Here is an 18,007-nt window from a genome sequence, read left to right as displayed (position 1 = left end):
ATTCACCCGATGATCGATTCCACTAGGAGCCGCGATGCGTGTCGCACTGTTCCTGACCTGTGTCAACGACACGCTGTATCCGGACACCGGGCGCGCCGTGGTGAAACTCCTGACCAGGCTGGGCGTCGACGTCGACTTCCCGATGGCGCAGACCTGTTGCGGTCAGGCGCACTACAACACGGGCTATCGCCATGAGGCCGAACCGCTCGCCCGGCATTTCTCCGATGTCTTCGGGGACTACGAGGCGATCGTGACACCGTCCGGGTCCTGCGGGGCGATGGTGCGGGAGCTGTATCCGCGGATGGGTGAGCGGGCCCGGGCGGAGGGACGCGGGGACAGCCTCGCGGCGACACTGGCGCCGGTGGTGCCGAAGACGTACGAGCTCACGGAGTTCCTGGTGGACGTGCTGGGGGTGACGGACGTCGGGGCGTACTACCCGCACACGGTGACCTACCACCCGACGTGTCATGGGCTGCGAGGGCTCGGCCTGGGCGAACGGCCCCTGAGACTGCTGCGGGCGGTGAAGGGGCTGGAACTGGCCGAGCTGCCCGGCGCCGAGGAGTGCTGCGGCTTCGGCGGCACCTTCGCGCTGAAGAACTCCGACGTCTCGGCGGCGATGGGCGCCGACAAGGTGCGCAACGCCGAGTCGACGGGCGCCGAGGTGCTGTGCGCGGCGGACAACTCGTGTCTGATGCACATCGGCGGAACCATGACCAGGCTGCGGACCGGCATGCGGCCGGTGCACATCGCGGAGATCCTGGCGAGCACCAAGGAGGAACCGGCCGTATGAGCGGGACGTTCGTCGGGATGCCGGCGTTTCCCAAGGCCGCCCGCGAGGCGGTCGGCAACGCGACGCTGCGCGGCAATCTGCGGCACGCCACGCACACCATCCGCGCCAAGCGCGCCGCCGCGGTCGCCGAGGTCTCCGACTGGGCCCAGCTGCGGGAGGCCGGCAAGCGGATCAAGGACCACACGCTCCGTCATCTCGACCGCTACCTCGAGCAGTTGGAGGAGTCGGTGACGGCGGCGGGCGGCACCGTGCACTGGGCCGTCGACGCCGACGAAGCGAACCGGATCGTGGCGCGCCTGGTCAAGGAGACCGGTGAGTCGGAGGTCGTCAAGGTCAAGTCGATGGCCACGCAGGAGATCGGCCTCAACGAGGCGCTGGAGGCGGAGGGCATCGCCGCCTACGAGACCGATCTGGCCGAGCTGATCGTGCAGTTGGGCAAGGACCGGCCCTCGCACATCCTGGTGCCGGCGATCCACCGCAACCGCGGGGAGATCCGGGAGATCTTCGCCCGGGAGATGAGCGAGTGGGGCCGCCCCGCCCCGGAAGGACTGACGGACACGCCCGCCGAACTCGCCGAGGCGGCCCGGCTGCATCTGCGGGAGAAGTTCCTGCGCGCCAAGGTGGGCGTCTCCGGCGCCAACTTCATGGTCGCCGAGACCGGCACGCTGGTGGTGGTGGAGTCCGAAGGCAACGGACGGATGTGCCTGACCTTGCCCGAGACGCTGATCTCGGTCGTCGGCATCGAGAAGATCGTGCCGACCTGGCAGGACCTCGAGGTGTTCCTGCAGACCCTCCCCCGCTCCTCGACCGCCGAGCGGATGAACCCGTACACCTCGACGTGGACCGGCACCACCGCCGAGGACGGCCCGCAGAACTTCCACCTGGTCCTGCTGGACAACGGCCGCACCGACACCCTCGCCGACGAGGTGGGCCGGCAGGCACTGCGCTGCATCCGCTGCTCGGCCTGCCTGAACGTGTGCCCGGTGTACGAGCGGGCCGGCGGTCACGCGTACGGCTCGGTCTACCCGGGCCCGATCGGCGCCATCCTCAGCCCCCAACTGCGGGGGACCGGAAGCGAGATCGACGCCTCCCTGCCGTACGCCTCGTCGCTGTGCGGGGCCTGCTACGAGGTGTGCCCGGTCGCCATCGACATCCCCGAGGTGCTGGTGCACCTGCGGGAACGGGTGGTCCAGGGCGGGGAGGTGATCCGTGGCGGCAACAAGGTGGTGCTCAAGCCGGCCAAGGGACACGCCGCCGAACGCGCCGCGATGCGCGCCGCCCGCTGGGCGTTCGCGCACCCCGGAGCCCTGCGCACCGGCCAGCGCCTCGCCTCGCGCACCCGCCGCCTCCATCCACGCACCCTGCCGGGCCCCGGCCGGGCGTGGAGCGGGACCCGGGACCTGCCGCCGGTGCCGGCGGAACCGTTCCGGGACTGGTGGCAACGTACGCGGAGCGGGAAGGGAGCGGCGAAGTGAGCAGCAGGGAACGGATCCTGGGCCGGGTGCGGCGCGCCCTCGCCGACGTGCCGCGCGACGACGCCCCGTACGAGCGGGCCATCGCCCGTGACTACCTGCGCGAGCACGGTGAGCGCACCGTCGAGCAGACGGTGGACCTCCTCGCGGAGAACCTGGCCGACTACCGGGCGGTCGTGCACCGTACGGACTCCGAGGAGCTGCCATACCTCATCATGCGGCTGCTCGCCGAGCGCGGCTCGCGGTATGTGCTCGTGCCCCCGGGCCTGCCGCCGGAGTGGATGTCGGCCGCCGATCCCACCCGCATCCACGACCGGGCCGTGAGCACACCCCACGAGCTCGACCGGGTCGAGAGCGTGGTCACGGGCTGCGCCCTCGCGATCGCCGAGACCGGGACGATCGTGCTGGACGGCTCCCCCGACCAGGGCCGGCGCCGGATCACCCTCGTCCCCGACCACCACATCTGTGTGGTCCGCGTCCCGGACCAGGTCGTCTCCTCCGTCCCCCAGGCCCTCGAACGCCTCGATGCGGCCCGCCCCCTCACCTGGATCTCCGGCCCGTCGGCGACCAGCGACATCGAACTCGACCGGGTGGAGGGCGTGCACGGACCGCGCACGCTGGAGGTCGTGCTGGTCGGGTGAGTCCCTCCGGGGGGTGTCCCTGGCTACACCCCCCGATACGGGTTCTGCGCCCAATGTGGCGCGGCCGTCTCCTCCGTAGCGTCTTGGGCATGGCACAGGCCGTGCCGGACGGAGGAGATGACGATGTTTCGCAACGAGGCACGACGCGACCACGACGCGGGACCCGCCCCCGAGGCACTGCGCCTGGTCAAGGTCACCAAGTCCTACGGAACGGCGGACAGCGCCGTGACCGCCCTGGACGGGGTGACGCTCGGCCTGCCGCGGGGCACGTTCACCGCCGTGATGGGGCCGTCCGGCTCGGGCAAGTCGACGCTGCTGCAGTGCGCGGCCGGTCTGGACCGGCCGGACAGCGGGATCGTCCGGGTCGACGGGACCGAGCTGACGGGCGGCGGCGAGGCGGAGCTGACGAAGTTCCGGCGCGGGCGGATCGGGTTCATTTTCCAGCAGTACAACCTGCTGGAGACGCTGACCGTCGCGCAGAACACGGTGCTGCCGCTGAAGCTGGCCGGGAAGCGCGTGGACCGGAGGCGGGCCCGGGAGATCCTCACCGCCGTCGGTCTGGGCGACCGGCTCGGGCACCGGCCCGACCAGTTGTCCGGCGGTCAGCGGCAGCGGGTCGCGATCGCCCGGGCGCTGGTCACCGAACCCCGGGTGATCTTCGCGGACGAGCCGACCGGTGCGCTGGACACCCGCAGCGCACGGGAGGTGCTGACGCTGCTCCGGCAGGCGGTGCGGATGCACGGGCGGACCGTGGTGATGGTGACGCACGACCCGGTCGCCGCCTCGTACGCCGACAGTGTGCTGTTCCTCGCGGACGGCAGGCTCGCCGGCCGGATGGAGGCGCCGACGGCGGACGCGGTGGCCGAGCGGCTGGCGCACCTGGGCGACGACATGACGGCGGGGGTGTGAGCCGTGCTCGTACTGGCCCTGCGGTCGATCCGGCAACGCCCCGGACGGTTCCTCGCGACGCTGCTGTCCGCCTTCCTGGGCGCGGCGATCATCATGACGTTCAACTCGATGCACGACACCGCCGGGCAGCCGGGCGTGGACTCGGTGAGTTCCGAGACCCTGGGCACGGCGGCCGGTGTGGTCGGCGGATACGGCACGCTGCTGGTGTTCTTCGCCGTCGCCTCGACCCTGACGGTGAACGTGCGGCAGCGGGCGGCCGAGCTGGAGCTGCTGCGCTGCTCGGGGGCGACCCCGGCGCAGCTGAAGCGGATGGTCGTGGGTGAGGCGGTGGCCGTGGCCCTGGTGGGCGCGGCGCTGGCGATCGTCCCGGCGATGCTGGGCGGGCGGCTGCTGCTGGAGGTGTTCCAGGACAGCGGGCAGGTCGCCGAGTCCGTCGACCACTCCTTCGGCGTCATCGCGCTGATGTCCGGTATCGACATCACCCTGCTCGCGTCGGCGGGCGCGGCGTTCCTCGCGCTGCGGCGCGCGACGCGGAGGCAGCGACGGCACGGCCGGGCGCGGTCGTTCCTCGCGTACGGGGCGCTGGTGGCCGGCACGGTGGCGGTGTGCTCCACGTTCGCCTTCTCGGCGACGGACTCCGCGCTGATGGCACCGCCCGCGCAGGGGGCGATCCTGCTGTCGGTGGGGCTGGCGCTGATGGCGCCGCGGCTACTGAAGGGCGTGCTCGACCGGCTGGCGCCGGGCGGGGCGAGCGGGTGGCTGGCGGTACGGAACCTGCGGCAGCGCGCCGGGGATCTCGCCGGGATCCTGATGTCCCTGATCCTCTTCACGGCGGTGTCCACGGCGACGCTGACGATGCAGGCGGTGGAGAGCGACGCGGTGGCGGCCTCGGGGCTGGTGAAGTCGGTCGACGCCAAGAACCTGGAGACGCTGAACTTCACGGTGGTCGGCATCGTCGTGGTCTTCGTCTGCGTGATGCTGGTCAACTCGCTGTACGCGGCGACGACGTACCGCGGCAGGGAGTTCGGTCAGCAGCGCCTCGCCGGCGCGACACCGGGGCAGGTGCTGGGCGTGGTGGGGGCCGAGGGGCTGGTCCTCACGGTGGTCGGGCTGCTGTTCGGCACTCTGGCGGCGCTGGCCGGGATCGTGCCGTTCACCGTGGTCCGCGGCGACGCGGTGCTGCCGGGGCAGATGTTCGGTGTGTGGGCCGCGGTGGCGTCGGCCGGCGCGGCGGTGACGCTCGGGACGAGCCTCGCCACGGCCAGGCGGGTGCTGCGCACGCCGGCCGTGCGCGCGGTCGCGCCGGCCGCGTGACAGAGCGGTGAGCGAGCGCTCGGGCGCGGTCCGGGCACCCCAGGGTGTCCGGACCGCGCCGTCCCCGCGCTCCAGCCGGAGGTTTCCGTTGTCCCGTTCCGTCGACGGCGCCTCCGCACGCCTCGCCGGGACCGGCTGTCCGGCGTTCACCGCGGTCGGCGATCAGCCCATGAGGGGGAGAGCCCTCTCCCGGCTCCAGCCTGTGAGCAGCCCGGATACAACCCTCGCGGCCCGTCGCGAGTCAAAGACACCGCGACGGGGCGGGAGCCTCCGCGCAACCGGGTCACGGGAATGGCATACGATGCGCGCGACCTTCAATAAAGATCACGTAAGAGGATGTACACGTCATGACAATCCGCGCCCCCTACCGTTCCCTTCGCGGCATATCCGCCGCTGTCGCCCTGCTCGCGATCGGCGCGGTGGGATGCTCGGAGGTCTCCGACGCCGTCGACAGCGCCAAGGACGGCGCGAAGAAGGTGGCTCGCCAGCAGTCGGTGTTCTCGCTGGACACCGGCGACTGCTACAACCCGAACGGCAAGGCCGAGGGGACGGCGTACGCCGTCGAGGTCGTGCCCTGCGACGAGGCGCACGAGGGCCAGGTCGTCGGCGAGTTCGCGATCGACAAGGGCACGGAGTACCCCGGTGACGACGGGATCTCGGCGATCGCGGACGACCGCTGCCCGGTCGAGGCGCAGAAGTACGCCCCGGACACCTGGGCGCTCCCCAAGGGCGCCGCCCTCTTCTACTACACCCCGACCAAGGAGAGCTGGGCGACCGGTGACCGCGCGGTGAGCTGCACCTACACCGCGGAGAAGGGCACGCTCAGCGGCTCGCTGGACACCGCGAAGTCCCTCGAGCCCGAGCAGACCACGTACCTCACGGGTTCGAACGCGGTCTACGAGGCCCTGTGGGCGAACCAGCCCGAGAAGGACACCGTCGAGGACGACCTGGCCGGCTACAAGGCGCAGGCCAAGGCCGTCGCGGCCGCCCTCGACGCACACGTCGAGGGCCTGGACGGCGTCGAGGGCACCGAGGTCGGCAAGCTCCGCGCGACCCTGAAGAAGGCGGCCGGGAACTGGGAGAAGGCCGCGAACGCCGCCGACGCCGACGCGTTCTACATCGCCTACGACCCGGCGTTCACCGACATCGACCCGAACAAGTCGGTCGCCGCCCGCAAGGAACTGGGCCTGGCCACCACCGTCCCGGCCGACGAGGCCGAGGTCTGGGCGGGCTGACGCCCCGTCGGGTCAGCGGGGCCGGGTCCGTCAAGGACCCGGCCCCGCTTCCCTGGGCCTGTCCGGGCTCGCCGCCGCCTCGGCGGCGAGCCCGGCAAGCTCTTCACGAGCCGGTCCGGCAGCCGGTTCCGGACGGGGCGTCACCGGCCCTCCGACGTGACCGGCCGGACAGGACCTAGTCGGCCTTGGCGTAACCCTGGGCCATGCCGCCCGCGAAGTCGTGCACCACGACCTGGTCGTCGCCGACGACCCACGCGTCGTGGCCCGGTGCGCAGACGAAGACGTCCCCGGGGCCGACCTCCTGCTCGGCGCCGTCGTCCATGCGGATGTGCATACGGCCCTGGACGACATAGCCGTTGTGGTGGATCCGGCAGCTTTCCGTCCCCGCGATGGGACCGACGGACTCGGACCAGCGCCACCCGGGCTCGAAGGTGGCCACGGCGAAGTCCAGCCCTGTCATGTGGACGGCTTCCAGGTGCCCCCTGGGGAAGTCGCGCCTCTCGTCCGGCTTGTCCAGCGTCTTGATCTCGAGCATGACCCTGCTCCCTTCCGACCGTCGCCTGCACGGCCGGGTCCGGTCTCCGCCTGCCCGAACGGCACCGGCGGTGGCCGGGCCCCACCACTCCATCGTCCGGCTGTCCACTCGGGGACGCCATTCGGGTGAAGCCGGCCGGTCAGACGCCAGGACCGCAGAGCCGGGCGAACCGCTCGGCGTCGATGTTGCCGCCGGACAGGATCAGGCCGACGCGGGGCGGGAGCGGGCCCGCGCGACCGGTGAGCAGTGCGGCGAGCGGGGTGGCCCCGCTCGGTTCGAGGACGATCCTCAGCCGCTCGAAGGCGAACCGCATCGCGTCCCTGATCTCGTCGTCGCCGACCAGCACGATCCCGTCGAGGAGCCGCCGGTTGAGGGAGAACGTCAGCTCGCCCGGGGTGTGCAGGGCCTGGCCGTCGGCGATGGTGCGCGGGACCGGGACGCTGACGCGCCGGCCCGCCTCCAGCGACCTCTTGGTGTCGTCGCCGGCCTCCGGCTCGACACCGATCACCCGGGTCGCGGGGTGCAGGCCCTTGACGGCGGTGGCGCTTCCGGCGATCAGTCCCCCGCCGCCGACCGGTGCGAGCAGCGCGTCCAGCTCCCCCGCCTCTTCCACGAGTTCGAGGGCTGCCGTGCCCTGTCCCGCGATGACGTGCGGGTGCTCGTAGGGCGGGACGAGGGTGAGGCCGCGCTCGGCGGCGAGGGCCTCGGCGAGGGCGACCCGGTCGCCGGTGTAGCGGTCGTAGGTGACGATCTCGGCGCCGTATCCCTCGGTGGCCGCGCGCTTCGACGGCGGGGCGTCCTCGGGCATGACGATGACGGCGGTGGCGCCCAGCTCCCGGGCGGCCAGGGCGACGGCCTGGGCGTGGTTCCCGGAGGAGTAGGCGGCGATGCCCCGGGACAGTTGTCCGGGGGTGAGCCGGGAGGCCGCGTTGTAGGCGCCGCGGAACTTGAAGGCGCCCACCCGCTGGAAGTTCTCGCACTTGAGATGCACCTCGGCGCCGGCGAGCGCGTCCAGGGTGCGGGAGCGCAGGACGGGCGTGCGGTGTGCGACGCCCTCCAGGCGCTCGGCGGCGGCACGGACGTCGTCGAGGGTGACCGGCGGGGTGGTGGTCGTCACGTGGTGCCTCCGGTGGGAGTCGGGTCGGTCGTCGTCCTGGACTGGGAGAGGTAGCTGTAGGCGGAGGCGCGGGAGATGCCGAGCCGGCCGGCGACCTGCTCGACCGCCCGCCGCACGGCGAAGACACCGCGGGCGTCCAGGTCCCGGAACAGCCGCAGCCGTTCCCCGCGGTCGAGCTGGGCCCAGCCGCGGTGCTGCCGCAACTGATGGGCGTCGACGATCGCCTCCACCACGGAGTCGATGTCGTCGCCGAAGGTGGTCGTCGGCGGTTCGGCGGAACCGGCGCCGAGACCGGCGAGGGCGCCGAGCAGGGTGTGCGCCCGGCCGACGGCGGTCACGTCGACGTTGACGCACAGGGCGCCGAACACCGCTCCCGCGGAGTCCCGCAGCACCATCGTGGAGGACTTCACGAGGACGCCGTTCCCGGTCCGGGTGACGTAGTTGAGCTCGTCGGCGGCCTCGTCGCCCCGGGCCAGCACCCGCATGCCGATCTCGCTCATCGCCCCGCCCACCGTCCGCCCGGTCACGGAACCGGCCACGGCGACCACCGATCCCTCCGGGCGCCGGTAGTCGTGCAGCACCACCTCGCAGACCGGCCCGAACGTCGCGGCGATCCCGTCGACGAGCGGCGCCAGCGCGGCGAGAATCGCGTCCCGCTCGGCGTCCCGGCCCTGTGCGGCCGCCATGAGCACACCTCCCGACTGCTCCACCCACCCCCTTAGACTACACGTCCAATCCCTGGATTCTCAGTCCAGATCCGGTTTCCGTACGGCCTTGCTCGCCTCCTCCGCCTCGGCGACGAGGGCGGCGAGGGCCATCCGCGCGCGGGCGACGCGGGAGCGGACCGTGCCGACCGGGCAGTCGCCGAGGACCGCCGCCTCGGTGTACGGCAGCCCGAACAGCTGCGTGCGGACGAACGCCTCGCGCCGCTCGTCCGGCAGCCGGTCCAGCAGATCGAGCAGTGCGATCCCGTCGTCGAATCCGGGCAGTCCGCGCGGCTGCGCCCGTTCCACGGTCAGCTGCCAGTCGGGCACATCGACCGTCCGGGGCCGTACGGCCGTGTACCGGTGGCTGTCGGCCACCGCGCGGCGGGCGATGGCCAGCAGCCAGGTGCGCGCCGAGGAACGTCCCTCGAACCGGTGCAGGCTGCCGAGTGCCCGCAGGAACGTGTCCTGGGTCAGATCGTCCACCGCCTGCGGGTCGGCGCACAGATGGGCGACGTAGCGGATGACGTCACGGTGCAGGGCGCGGACGAAGCGGTCGACGGCGTCGGAGTCGCCGCCGCGCGCGGCCAGCGCCCAGGCGGTCGCCGCGTCGTCGGCGGGTCTTGCGGCAGGGGCGGGCAGGGTGGGAGTGATCACCTGATGTCCTTCGCGGGGAACCGGGAACCGGCGAACCGCGGGCGTGCGCGGTCCGGTCGGCGGGGATACGGCCGCGGGCGGTACACGGAACGGGGCTGTACCGGCACACGACCGGAGCCCGGGGCGCGCAGGGGCGGCCCGGGGTGTCACCGGCTGCCGTCAGGCGGCAGCGGCCCCGGCGGGCGGACCGCGAGAGGTGATCGCGTGGACGAGAAGGAGGAGACGCGGCGCGCGGTGCGAGCGGCGGCGCCGGCGGGCGCGGAGGGACGGACGACGCGACGGCACCGGCGCGGGGAACAGCAGCCGCATCGGGGCGGCCAGCCATCCGCCGACGGCCCGCAGCACCCGGAACACCGCCCGCTCGCCGTACCCGAGCCACAGACCGCACAGCAGCGCGGCCAGCAGGTGGGCGGCGAGCATGCCCGCCGAGGAGTGGCCGGAGGGCGCCATGTGCCCCTCCGTGCCCGCACTCGTCCCCGTGGGCACGGGCATGGAGTGCATGCCGTGCGACATGCCCCCCATGTCCACGGCGTCGGCGGCGGGACTCACGAGCGAGAAGGCCGAGTGCAGAACCGTCTGGGCGGCGACGGCGACGGCGGTGACCAGCGGCAGTCCGCGCTCACGCCCCGCGAGTCCCCAGCCCAGGGTGCCGGTCACGGTCCAGCCCGCCGCCAGCGTCCAGAGGGGAACGTGGTCGCCGGACATCATGACGTGCCCCAGGGCGGCGAGCACGACACAGACGGCCGCGAACACCGCGGCCCGTACCGTGCGAGCACCCCACCCAGCAGTCATGGCCCCTCATCGTCGCACCCGGGCCCCGACCGGTCACCCGTGGATACGGTTTCTCCCACGCCCGCGACTCATTCCCCGGCGTGTGATCCAGAACACCTTCTGCCGAGGCGGGAGTCGGAGCGAGACACGTCCTGTCCCCCGAGCGAGCTACGGGCAAGTGTCCACCGCACGGTGACGATTCCCGGCCGCCGGATCCGTAGCGTCCATGGCGGCACGCGGCGCTCGGCCGCGGATCCGACGAAGGAGTCCTCGATGAGAGTGGTCTGGCAGTTCCTGGCCGTGGCGGCGATCTCCGCCATAGGCGGACAGAGCGTGAGCGCGGTGCGGGACAACCCGTGGCTCACGCTCGCCCTCGGGATGCTGACCACCGTGCTCGCGGTGCTGGTCTACCGGTGGGTGGTGGGACGGACCGAGCACCGGCCGGTCACGGAGCTGGACCCGGGCGGTGCCGCGCCGGCGCTCGGCCGGGGGACGCTGATCGGCGTCGTGATGTTCGGGATGGTCGTCACGAACCTCTTCACCTCCGGCAACTACGAAGTGCACGGCCTGGGTTCGCTGAGCGGCACGGCCGGGCTGTTCGGCTTCATGGCCGCCGCCGCCGTCACGGAGGAACTGCTGTTCCGCGGGGTGCTGTTCCGGATCATCGAGGAGTACCTGGGCACCTGGATCGCGCTGGTGCTGACCGCGCTGCTGTTCGGCCTGGCGCACCTGCCCAACCCGGACGCCACGGCGTGGGGCGCCTTCGCCATCGCGATCGAGGCCGGCGGCATGCTCGCCGCCGCGTACGTCGCCACCCGCAACCTGTGGGTGCCGATCGGCGTGCACTTCGGCTGGAACTTCGCCGCGGGCGGCATCTTCAGCACCGTGGTCTCGGGCAACGACACCGAGCAGGGGCTGCTGGACTCCACGACGTCGGGCAACAAGTGGATCACCGGTGGTGACTTCGGCCCGGAGGGAAGCGTGTACGCGGTGCTGTTCGGTGTGCTGCTGACGATCGGGTTCCTGTGGCTGGCCCACCGGCGCGGCAATCTGGTGCCCCGCCGCCGTCGCGCGGAGCGGGTCGACGCCACCGCTAGACTGCCCCGGTGATCGCTCCTCACCGGCTCCGGGAATCGTGGCACCGGCTGGACGTCACCGTCAGAGACCTTCTGCTCGGGCTGCTCGTCCTCTCCCTGTCGCTGTGGCCGGACTTCCAGAACCACGGAACGCTCCTCGGTGGCGTGCCGGAGCGTCCCTTCGACCCGCTCGCCTTCGGGGCGGTGGCCCTCCAGGCCCTTCCGCTCGCCGTGCGCCGGCGGTGGCCGGCCGTCTGTCTCGCCCTGGTGGCGGCCGGGTTCGCCCTCGACCAGCTCCGCGGCTACCACTCCCCCGCGGGCATCGCGCTGCCCATCGCGCTGCTGAGCGCCGGGGCGTATCTGGAGCGGTACCGGCGCACCACCGCGGTCCTGTGCACCGTCGCCTACGTGGCGCTGACGGTCGCGTTCCACCGGATCGGTCCGGGCGAGCCGGTGAGCGAGTTCGTGACGTTCTACCTGGCGGTGGCCCTCTCGTGGGGCGTCGGGGCGTGGCTGCGCTCCACCCGGGTCGCGGAGGCCGAGCGCCGGCACCGCGTCGCCGAGGACTCCCGGGCCGCCGAACGCGCCCGCATCGCCCGGGAGTTGCACGACGTCGTGACCCACCATGTGACGGCGATGGTCGTGCAGGCCGAGGCGGCCCGCTATCTGACCGCCGCGCCCGACCGGCTGGACCGGACGCTGACCGCCGTCACCGACACCGGCCGACGGGCCATCACCGACCTGCGGCACCTGCTCGACCTGCTCGACCCCGACCACGGCCCCGAGACCAGGACACCGCCCGTCGGCCGGCTCCTCACGCTCGTGGAGCAGACCCGCCGGGCCGGGCAGCCGGTGGAGTTCACCGAGGAGGGCACGCCGGCGCCGTCGACCGGCAGCGCCGACCTCGTCGCCTACCGGGTCGTGCAGGAGGCCCTGACGAACGCCCTCAAGTACGCCCACGGCGGCGCCACCCGGGTCCGGGTGCGGCACAGCGAACGGCAGATCACCGTGGAGGTCGGCACGGACGGTTCCGGCACACCGGCGGCCTCCTCCCCCGGCGGGAGCGGCCGGGGCCTGGCGGGCCTCCGGGAGCGGGTCGACGTCCTGGGCGGCGACTTCAGCGCGGGACCGGAGGCCGGTGGCGGCTTCGCCGTACGGGCCCGCATACCGACGGGGACCACGGTGACGGCGGGGAACACCGTGACGACGGAGGACACGGTGACGACGGGGAACACCGCATGACCGCACCGATCCGGGTCCTGGTCTGCGACGACCAGATGCTGATCCGCACCGGCCTGGTGACCATCATCGGCGCCCAGCCCGACCTGGAGGTGGCGGGCGAGTGCGGCGACGGGCGGTCCGCCGTCGACCTCGCCGGCCGGCTCCGTCCGGACGTCGTGGTGATGGACGTACGCATGCCGGTGCTCGACGGCATCGAGGCCACCCGCCTGCTGGCCGGTGCGGGGGTGCCGCATCCGGTGAAGGTGCTCGTGGTGACGACGTTCAACCTGGACGAGTACGTCTACGAGGCGCTGCGCGCGGGGGCGAGCGGGTTCCTGCTCAAGGATGCGCCGCCGGACCGGCTGCTGCACGGGATCCGGACCGTGGCCATGGGCGCGGCGCTGCTGGACCCGGAGGTGACCCGCCGGCTCGTGGGCCGGTACGCCGCCCGGATCCGCCCCGCCGAGGACGGGGCGCCGCGGGACCTTCCCCTGACCCCCCGCGAACTGGAGGTCCTCCGCCTCATCGCGGACGGCCTGTCCAACCGCGAGATCGCCGCGGCCCTGCTGATCAGCCAGGAGACCGTGAAGACCTTCGTCTCCCGCATCCTCACCAAACTCGGTCTGCGCGACCGCGTCCAGGCGGTGATCTACGCCTACCGCCGGGGCCTGGCGACCTGACCGCCGCGGCCGGCCCGCGGGGTGGCGGAATACCGCGGCACCCGGGTCCGTTGTCGGCCCCGGAGGAGGTCAGGAGTGGACACCATGTACTACGACCACGGAACGCCGGCCGAGCGCTGGGAGCGCGCCGGGATGTTCTTCGACGCCAAGGACTACGCCGCCGCCGCGCGCGTTCTCGGCGGGCTGGTCGAGGAGGTGCCGGAGCAGACCGGGCCGCGGCTGCTGCTGGCGCGCGCCTACTACCACTCGGCGCAACTTCGGCGCGCGGAGGCGGAGTTGAGGGTCATCGTGGAGCGCGACCCGGTGGAGCACTACGCCCGGCTGATGCTCGGGCGCACCCTCCAGCGGCAGGGGCGGGACGACGAGGCCCGGCCGCATCTGCGGGTCGCCGCCGCGCTGGGCGGCTCCTTCGACGAGGAGTGAGGGCGGGCCGGTGCCCGGTTCCCCGCGCCGGGGAGCCGGGCACCGTGCGTCAGCGCGCCGCCGTGCCGCTTGTGTACGTCCGCCGGCCCCGGCGGTGGGCCACCTCCCCGAGCACGATGTCGACGGCGAGGAACACCGCCAGGGGGATGCCGAGGAGCGGGACGAAGTAGCCCAGGACGGCGATCACCGCCAGCAGGGGGACGAATACGTACGGCGGTACCTGCTGCCAGGCCCCGCGGGGAACCGGCCGGCCGAAGGCGGAGCCGCGGCCCCGCTGCCACCACATGCGGTAGCCCCACAGGATCAGCAGGATCAGGGTGAGGGCCAGGGCCATCAGGGCGATCTGGTTCACCAGGCCGAACAGGTTGCCGGTGTGCAGGTCGATGCCCCAGCGGGTGAGTTTCGCGAGGACCGGATAGTCGTCGAAGCGCAGGACGTCGGTGACCTCGCCGGAGGCGGGGTCGACGGCGACCGAGTCCTGCTTCTCGGGCCAGCTGCGCTGGATCTGCCGCACGACGTACGCGGACTTCCCGTCGGCGGGGGGCACGATCTCCACCGGGTCGCCCAGGCCCTCGGCCCGTGCCGCCGCGAGGACCTTGTCCAGGCCGACGCCGTGCGCCGCGTCGCCCGCCGTACCGCCGGCCGCGTCGTGGCCCGCGTGTTCGCCGGCCGCCGCGGCCGACACCGAGGGGGTCTCCTGGCCGAGGGAGGTGCGCAGCTCGCCGATGTTCGCGCCGGCGTAGGTGGACCAGGTCAGTCCGGTCGCCGAGAGGAAGATGAAGCCGGCCGCGGCCCACACGCCCACGCCGCCGTGCAGGGCCAGCGTGCGGCGCCGCCCGCCGGTGCCGCGCAGCTTGCGCAGGGCGCGGCGGCGGGAGAACCACAGCACCAGTCCCCCGCCCGCGATCACCCACAGCCAGCTGGCGGCGAACTCGCTGTAGAGGCGGCCCGGTTCACCGAGGTGCAGATCGCGGTGGAACTCGTCGATCCAGGTGCGCAGGGGCAGCGCGCCCGTGGAGCCGTACTGTTCCAGTTCGCCGCGCACCTTCGCGGTGTACGGGTCGACGAACACGGCCAGGGTGTGGTCGGGGTCCACACCCGGTATGCCGGACAGCATCACCCTGGTGGTGGCGTCCGCCTCGGGTGAGGGACGTACGGCGGAGACCGTTCCCTCGGGGTGGGCCTCGCGGGCGGCGGCCACCTGCTCGGAGACGGGCAGCTTCCGGTCGCCGACGGGGACGGTCAGCTCATGGTCGTAGACGATCTTCTCGGCCTGGAAGGAGGCGGCGTACAGCAGGCCGGTGAGGGCGGCGACGAGGAGGAACGGCGCGACCAGGACTCCCGCGTAGAAGTGCAGGCGCAGGACGAGGGGGCGCAGGCCGGCCCAGGCGCTCTTCGCGGGTGCGGGGGCGGGGGGTTTCGGTGCCTCTTCCGTGCTGGTCGAGGGAGCGGTGGTCATCGGTGGGGTTCTCCCGGGGACGTCTCGGCTGGCGGGGTGGTGGTGCAGTAGTCGGGGTGGCGGGCCGTCCGGTTCCCGGGAGATGTGCGTGACCCGTGTCACATGTGAAGGGCGTGCGATCCTGGCGGGATGGGAACTCCGGACGATCGCGCGCCCTTGGCCGAGCGGGTCGAGCGACTGCTCGCCGTTGGAGGGCCGTTGCCCATAGTCGCGGCCGGCGACCCGGTGCTGCGCGGTGGCACCGAGCCGTACGACGGGCAGTTGGGGCCCGAACTGCTGGCCCGCTTCGTGGCGGCGCTGCGGGTCACCATGCGCGCGGCGCCGGGTGTCGGGCTGGCCGCGCCGCAGGTCGGGGTGGGGCTGCGGATCGCGGTGATCGAGGATCCGGCGCCGGTCCCGGAGGAGGTGCGCCGCGCGCGCGGGCGGGTGCCGCAGCCGTTCCGGGTGCTGGTCAACCCGGCGTACGAGCCGGTCGGCACCCGGCGGGCCGGGTTCTTCGAGGGGTGCCTGAGCGTGCCGGGGTACCAGGCGGTGGTGGCGCGGCCCGCCGAGGTGCGGCTGAGGGGACAGGACGAGCACGGGCGGGCGCTGGACGAGGTGTTCACCGGCTGGCCCGCGCGGATCGTGCAGCACGAGACGGACCACCTCGACGGCACGCTGTACCTCGACCGGGCCGAGCCGCGCTCGCTGTCGTCCCACCAGGCCGTGGCGGAGCGCTGGTCGCAGCCGACGCCGGACGCGGCGGCGCGGCACCTGGGCTTCGAGCTGCCGTGACCGCGCTCCGGGCCCGGCGGGCCGTCGGCCGTCGGCCCGAGGGTGGCTCGCCCCCGCCCCCGCCGCCCCGCCCCGTCCCCCGGGGGCTTCGCCCCCAGACCCCCTTTTCGGCCCTGAACGGGCCTCTCCCTCGGACTCCCCGGAGGGGGTACCCCGGGCGGGCTGAAAAGACCGCTGCGGCTCAGGCGTCCCGGTGTGCCTCCAGGAGGCGGAGCCAGACCTCGCTGATCGTCGGGTAGGACGGGACCGCGTGCCACAGGCGGGCGATCGGGACGCGGGCGGCGACGGCGATGGTCGCGGAGTGGATGAGTTCGCCGACGCCGGGGCCGACGAGGGTGAGACCGCGCAGGATCTCGTCCTCGAGGTCGACGACCATGCGGGCGCGGCCCTTGTAACCGTCGGCGTACAGGCCGGCGCCCGCGACCGAGGAGAGATCGACGTCGACGGCGCGGACGCGGTGGCCCGCCCGCTGCGCCTCGGCCAGGGAGAGGCCGACGGAGGCCGCCTCCGGGTCGGTGAAGACGACCTGGGGGACGGCGTCGTGGTCGGCGGTGGCGGCGTGCGCGCCCCAGTCCTCCGCGTGTACGGACCCCCCGGCGGCCCGGGTGACGATGGCGGCGCCCGCGATCCGGGCCTGGTACTTGCCCTGGTGGGTGAGGAGGGCCCGGTGGTTGACGTCGCCGACGGCGTACAGCCAGTCGTGGCCGGTGACGCGGAGGCTGTCGTCCACAGCAAGCCAGGAGCCGGGCTCCAGGCCGATCGTCTCCAGGCCGATGTCGTCGGTGCGCGGGGCGCGTCCGGTGGCGAAGAGGATCTCGTCGGCCTCGATCCGGTCACCGTCGTCGGTGACGACCAGGACCGTGCCGTTCTCCCTGGTCACCGACTTCACGGAGGTGCCGGTGCGGATCTGTGCGCCGGCCTCGGTGAGCGCCTCGGCGACCATCTCGCCGGCGAACGGCTCCATGCGGTTCAGCAGGCCCTCGCCGCGGACGAGGACGGTGACCCGCGAGCCGAGGGCCTGCCAGGCACAGGCCATCTCGGTGGCGACGACCCCGCCGCCGACCACGACCAGCCGGCCGGGCACGGACTGCGCGCCGGTGGCCTCGCGGCTGGTCCAGGGCCGGACCCCGTCGAGTCCGGGCAGGTCGGGCAGCCGGGCGCGGCTGCCGGTGCAGACGGCGACGGCGTGCCGGGCGGTGAGGACCCGCCGGCCGCCGTCGGCGTCCGTGACGGTGACGGTGCGCGGACCGGTGAGCCGTCCCCGGCCGCGGTACAGGTCGGCTCCGGTGCTCTGGAGCCACTGGACCTGGCCGTCGTCCTTCCAGTCGGAGGTGAAGGAGTTCCGGCGGGCGAGTACGGCGTCGGCGTCCAGGGGCCCCTGGACGGACCGGCTCAGGCCGGGGAGGCGGAGGGCGTCGGCCCGGGCGATGACCGGGCGCAGCAGGGCCTTGCTGGGCATGCACGCCCAGTAGGAGCACTCGCCGCCGACCAGTTCGCTCTCCACTACCGCGGTGGTGAGCCCGGCGGCACGGGTGCGGTCGGCGACGTTCTCGCCCACGGGCCCGGCGCCGATCACCACGACGTCGTAGGCGGTTGATTCCGGTTGCGTCGGTTGCGTTTCCGTCATGGCGTCAGTCTGGTGGGTGGTGTGCCCTGTGGCCACATGGGTAGGGGCGCGGAATACGTGACCGGCCGGCCGTGTTGTGCCGACGGCCCGACCCGACACCAGGAAGAAGGAACACGCGATGAGCAGCACCATGGAGCTCACCAAGGAGAACTTCGACCAGACGGTCACGGACAACGAGTTCGTGCTGATCGACTTCTGGGCGGCCTGGTGCGGCCCGTGCCGCCAATTCGCGCCGGTGTACGAGAAGGCGGCGGAGGAGAACCCCGACCTGGTGTTCGGCAAGGTGGACACCGAGGCGCAGCCGGAGCTGGCCGCGGCCTTCGGCATCCAGTCGATTCCGACGCTGATGATCGTGCGCGACCAGGTCGCCGTGTTCGCCCAGCCGGGTGCGCTGCCCGAGGCCGCTCTGACGGACGTCATCGGGCAGGCCCGCAAGCTGGACATGGACGACGTCCGCAAGCAGATCGCCGAGCAGCAGGCACAGCAGGGTGAGACGCCGAACGCCTGAGACGGCCTCGGCGAGGGGGACGGTGGCGGGTGTCGCCCCCACCACCCCTTCCCGTCCCTGGGGGCTTCGCCCCGGACCCCTGTTCGCGCAGTTC

At 73.0% G+C, this 18,007-nt stretch carries 19 protein-coding genes; 12 read left to right on the top strand and 7 right to left on the bottom strand.

Annotated features, from left to right (window positions below):
- The first annotated feature begins 34 nt into the window (after positions 1-34).
- From ACFXAE_RS26460 to ACFXAE_RS26435, 6 genes are all read left to right on the top strand, one after another.
- Positions 35-790: a (Fe-S)-binding protein gene (locus tag ACFXAE_RS26460; protein WP_384719183.1), complete on the top strand. Its 756-nt coding sequence runs from the start codon at positions 35-37 to the stop codon at positions 788-790.
- Positions 787-2,265 (top strand): LutB/LldF family L-lactate oxidation iron-sulfur protein, encoded by a 1,479-nt coding sequence (locus tag ACFXAE_RS26455; RefSeq protein WP_384719181.1) that lies wholly within the window; start codon positions 787-789, stop codon positions 2,263-2,265. The genes ACFXAE_RS26460 and ACFXAE_RS26455 overlap by 4 nt, the downstream gene beginning before the upstream one ends.
- Positions 2,262-2,903, top strand: a complete 642-nt coding sequence (locus tag ACFXAE_RS26450) for a lactate utilization protein C (protein ID WP_384719179.1) — start codon at positions 2,262-2,264, stop codon at positions 2,901-2,903. Before ACFXAE_RS26455 ends, ACFXAE_RS26450 begins: the two co-directional genes overlap by 4 nt.
- A 117-nt stretch (positions 2,904-3,020) precedes the next feature.
- Positions 3,021-3,812, top strand: a complete 792-nt coding sequence (locus ACFXAE_RS26445) for an ABC transporter ATP-binding protein (protein ID WP_384719177.1) — start codon at positions 3,021-3,023, stop codon at positions 3,810-3,812.
- Positions 3,813-3,815: 3 nt separating this feature from the next.
- A complete protein-coding gene (locus tag ACFXAE_RS26440; RefSeq protein ID WP_384719175.1) occupies positions 3,816-5,126 on the top strand; it encodes an FtsX-like permease family protein in 1,311 nt (436 codons plus the stop codon).
- Between the two features lie 347 nt (positions 5,127-5,473).
- Positions 5,474-6,361 carry a septum formation family protein gene (locus tag ACFXAE_RS26435; RefSeq protein WP_384719173.1) on the top strand — a complete coding sequence of 296 codons (888 nt, stop codon included), beginning with the start codon at positions 5,474-5,476 and terminating at the stop codon, positions 6,359-6,361.
- A 175-nt stretch (positions 6,362-6,536) separates the two neighbouring features.
- On the opposite strand, the gene ACFXAE_RS26430 is transcribed toward ACFXAE_RS26435, so the two are convergent.
- The 5 genes from ACFXAE_RS26430 to ACFXAE_RS26410 form a co-directional block, all read right to left on the bottom strand.
- Positions 6,537-6,896: a cupin domain-containing protein gene (locus ACFXAE_RS26430; RefSeq protein ID WP_384719172.1), complete on the bottom strand. Its 360-nt coding sequence runs from the start codon at positions 6,894-6,896 to the stop codon at positions 6,537-6,539.
- 139 nt (positions 6,897-7,035) lie between these two features.
- Positions 7,036-8,013: a pyridoxal-phosphate dependent enzyme gene (locus ACFXAE_RS26425; RefSeq protein WP_384719170.1), complete on the bottom strand. Its 978-nt coding sequence runs from the start codon at positions 8,011-8,013 to the stop codon at positions 7,036-7,038.
- Entirely contained in the window at positions 8,010-8,699 is a 690-nt protein-coding gene (locus ACFXAE_RS26420; RefSeq protein ID WP_384719168.1) for a transcriptional regulator, read from the bottom strand. Before ACFXAE_RS26420 ends, ACFXAE_RS26425 begins: the two co-directional genes overlap by 4 nt.
- 60 nt (positions 8,700-8,759) lie before the next feature.
- A complete protein-coding gene (locus ACFXAE_RS26415) occupies positions 8,760-9,374 on the bottom strand; it encodes a sigma-70 family RNA polymerase sigma factor (RefSeq protein ID WP_384719166.1) in 615 nt (204 codons plus the stop codon).
- Positions 9,375-9,533: 159 nt separating this feature from the next.
- Entirely contained in the window at positions 9,534-10,166 is a 633-nt protein-coding gene (locus ACFXAE_RS26410; protein WP_384719164.1) for a hypothetical protein, read from the bottom strand.
- Positions 10,167-10,418: 252 nt separating this feature from the next.
- On the opposite strand from ACFXAE_RS26410, the gene ACFXAE_RS26405 reads away from it, so the two are divergent.
- From ACFXAE_RS26405 to ACFXAE_RS26390, 4 genes are all read left to right on the top strand, one after another.
- The gene (locus ACFXAE_RS26405) at positions 10,419-11,255 is read left to right on the top strand and encodes a CPBP family intramembrane glutamic endopeptidase (RefSeq protein ID WP_384719162.1); all 837 of its coding nucleotides are present in this window, start codon (positions 10,419-10,421) and stop codon (positions 11,253-11,255) included.
- Positions 11,252-12,463: a sensor histidine kinase gene (locus ACFXAE_RS26400; protein WP_384719160.1), complete on the top strand. Its 1,212-nt coding sequence runs from the start codon at positions 11,252-11,254 to the stop codon at positions 12,461-12,463. Before ACFXAE_RS26405 ends, ACFXAE_RS26400 begins: the two co-directional genes overlap by 4 nt.
- Entirely contained in the window at positions 12,460-13,122 is a 663-nt protein-coding gene (locus ACFXAE_RS26395; protein ID WP_384719158.1) for a response regulator, read from the top strand. The genes ACFXAE_RS26400 and ACFXAE_RS26395 overlap by 4 nt, the downstream gene beginning before the upstream one ends.
- A 75-nt stretch (positions 13,123-13,197) precedes the next feature.
- A complete protein-coding gene (locus ACFXAE_RS26390; RefSeq protein WP_384719156.1) occupies positions 13,198-13,545 on the top strand; it encodes a tetratricopeptide repeat protein in 348 nt (115 codons plus the stop codon).
- A gap of 49 nt (positions 13,546-13,594) precedes the next feature.
- Here the strand turns inward: ACFXAE_RS26390 and ACFXAE_RS26385 are convergent, their stop codons facing one another.
- The gene (locus ACFXAE_RS26385) at positions 13,595-15,004 is read right to left on the bottom strand and encodes a PepSY-associated TM helix domain-containing protein (protein ID WP_384719154.1); all 1,410 of its coding nucleotides are present in this window, start codon (positions 15,002-15,004) and stop codon (positions 13,595-13,597) included.
- A gap of 129 nt (positions 15,005-15,133) precedes the next feature.
- On the opposite strand from ACFXAE_RS26385, the gene ACFXAE_RS26380 reads away from it, so the two are divergent.
- Positions 15,134-15,778 (top strand): peptide deformylase, encoded by a 645-nt coding sequence (locus ACFXAE_RS26380; RefSeq protein WP_384719152.1) that lies wholly within the window; start codon positions 15,134-15,136, stop codon positions 15,776-15,778.
- Positions 15,779-15,959: 181 nt separating this feature from the next.
- On the opposite strand, the gene ACFXAE_RS26375 is transcribed toward ACFXAE_RS26380, so the two are convergent.
- Positions 15,960-17,405 (bottom strand): dihydrolipoyl dehydrogenase family protein, encoded by a 1,446-nt coding sequence (locus ACFXAE_RS26375; protein WP_384719150.1) that lies wholly within the window; start codon positions 17,403-17,405, stop codon positions 15,960-15,962.
- A gap of 118 nt (positions 17,406-17,523) precedes the next feature.
- On the opposite strand from ACFXAE_RS26375, the gene trxA reads away from it, so the two are divergent.
- Positions 17,524-17,913: a thioredoxin gene (gene trxA / locus ACFXAE_RS26370; protein WP_384719148.1), complete on the top strand. Its 390-nt coding sequence runs from the start codon at positions 17,524-17,526 to the stop codon at positions 17,911-17,913.
- The last annotated feature ends 94 nt before the right edge of the window (positions 17,914-18,007 follow it).

This window comes from Streptomyces sp. NPDC059454, assembly GCF_042749965.1.
Taxonomy (GTDB): Bacteria; Actinomycetota; Actinomycetes; order Streptomycetales; family Streptomycetaceae; genus Streptomyces.
The sequence above is the reverse complement of the archived record's forward strand: the minus strand, read 5'-3'. Positions and strand labels throughout refer to the sequence as shown.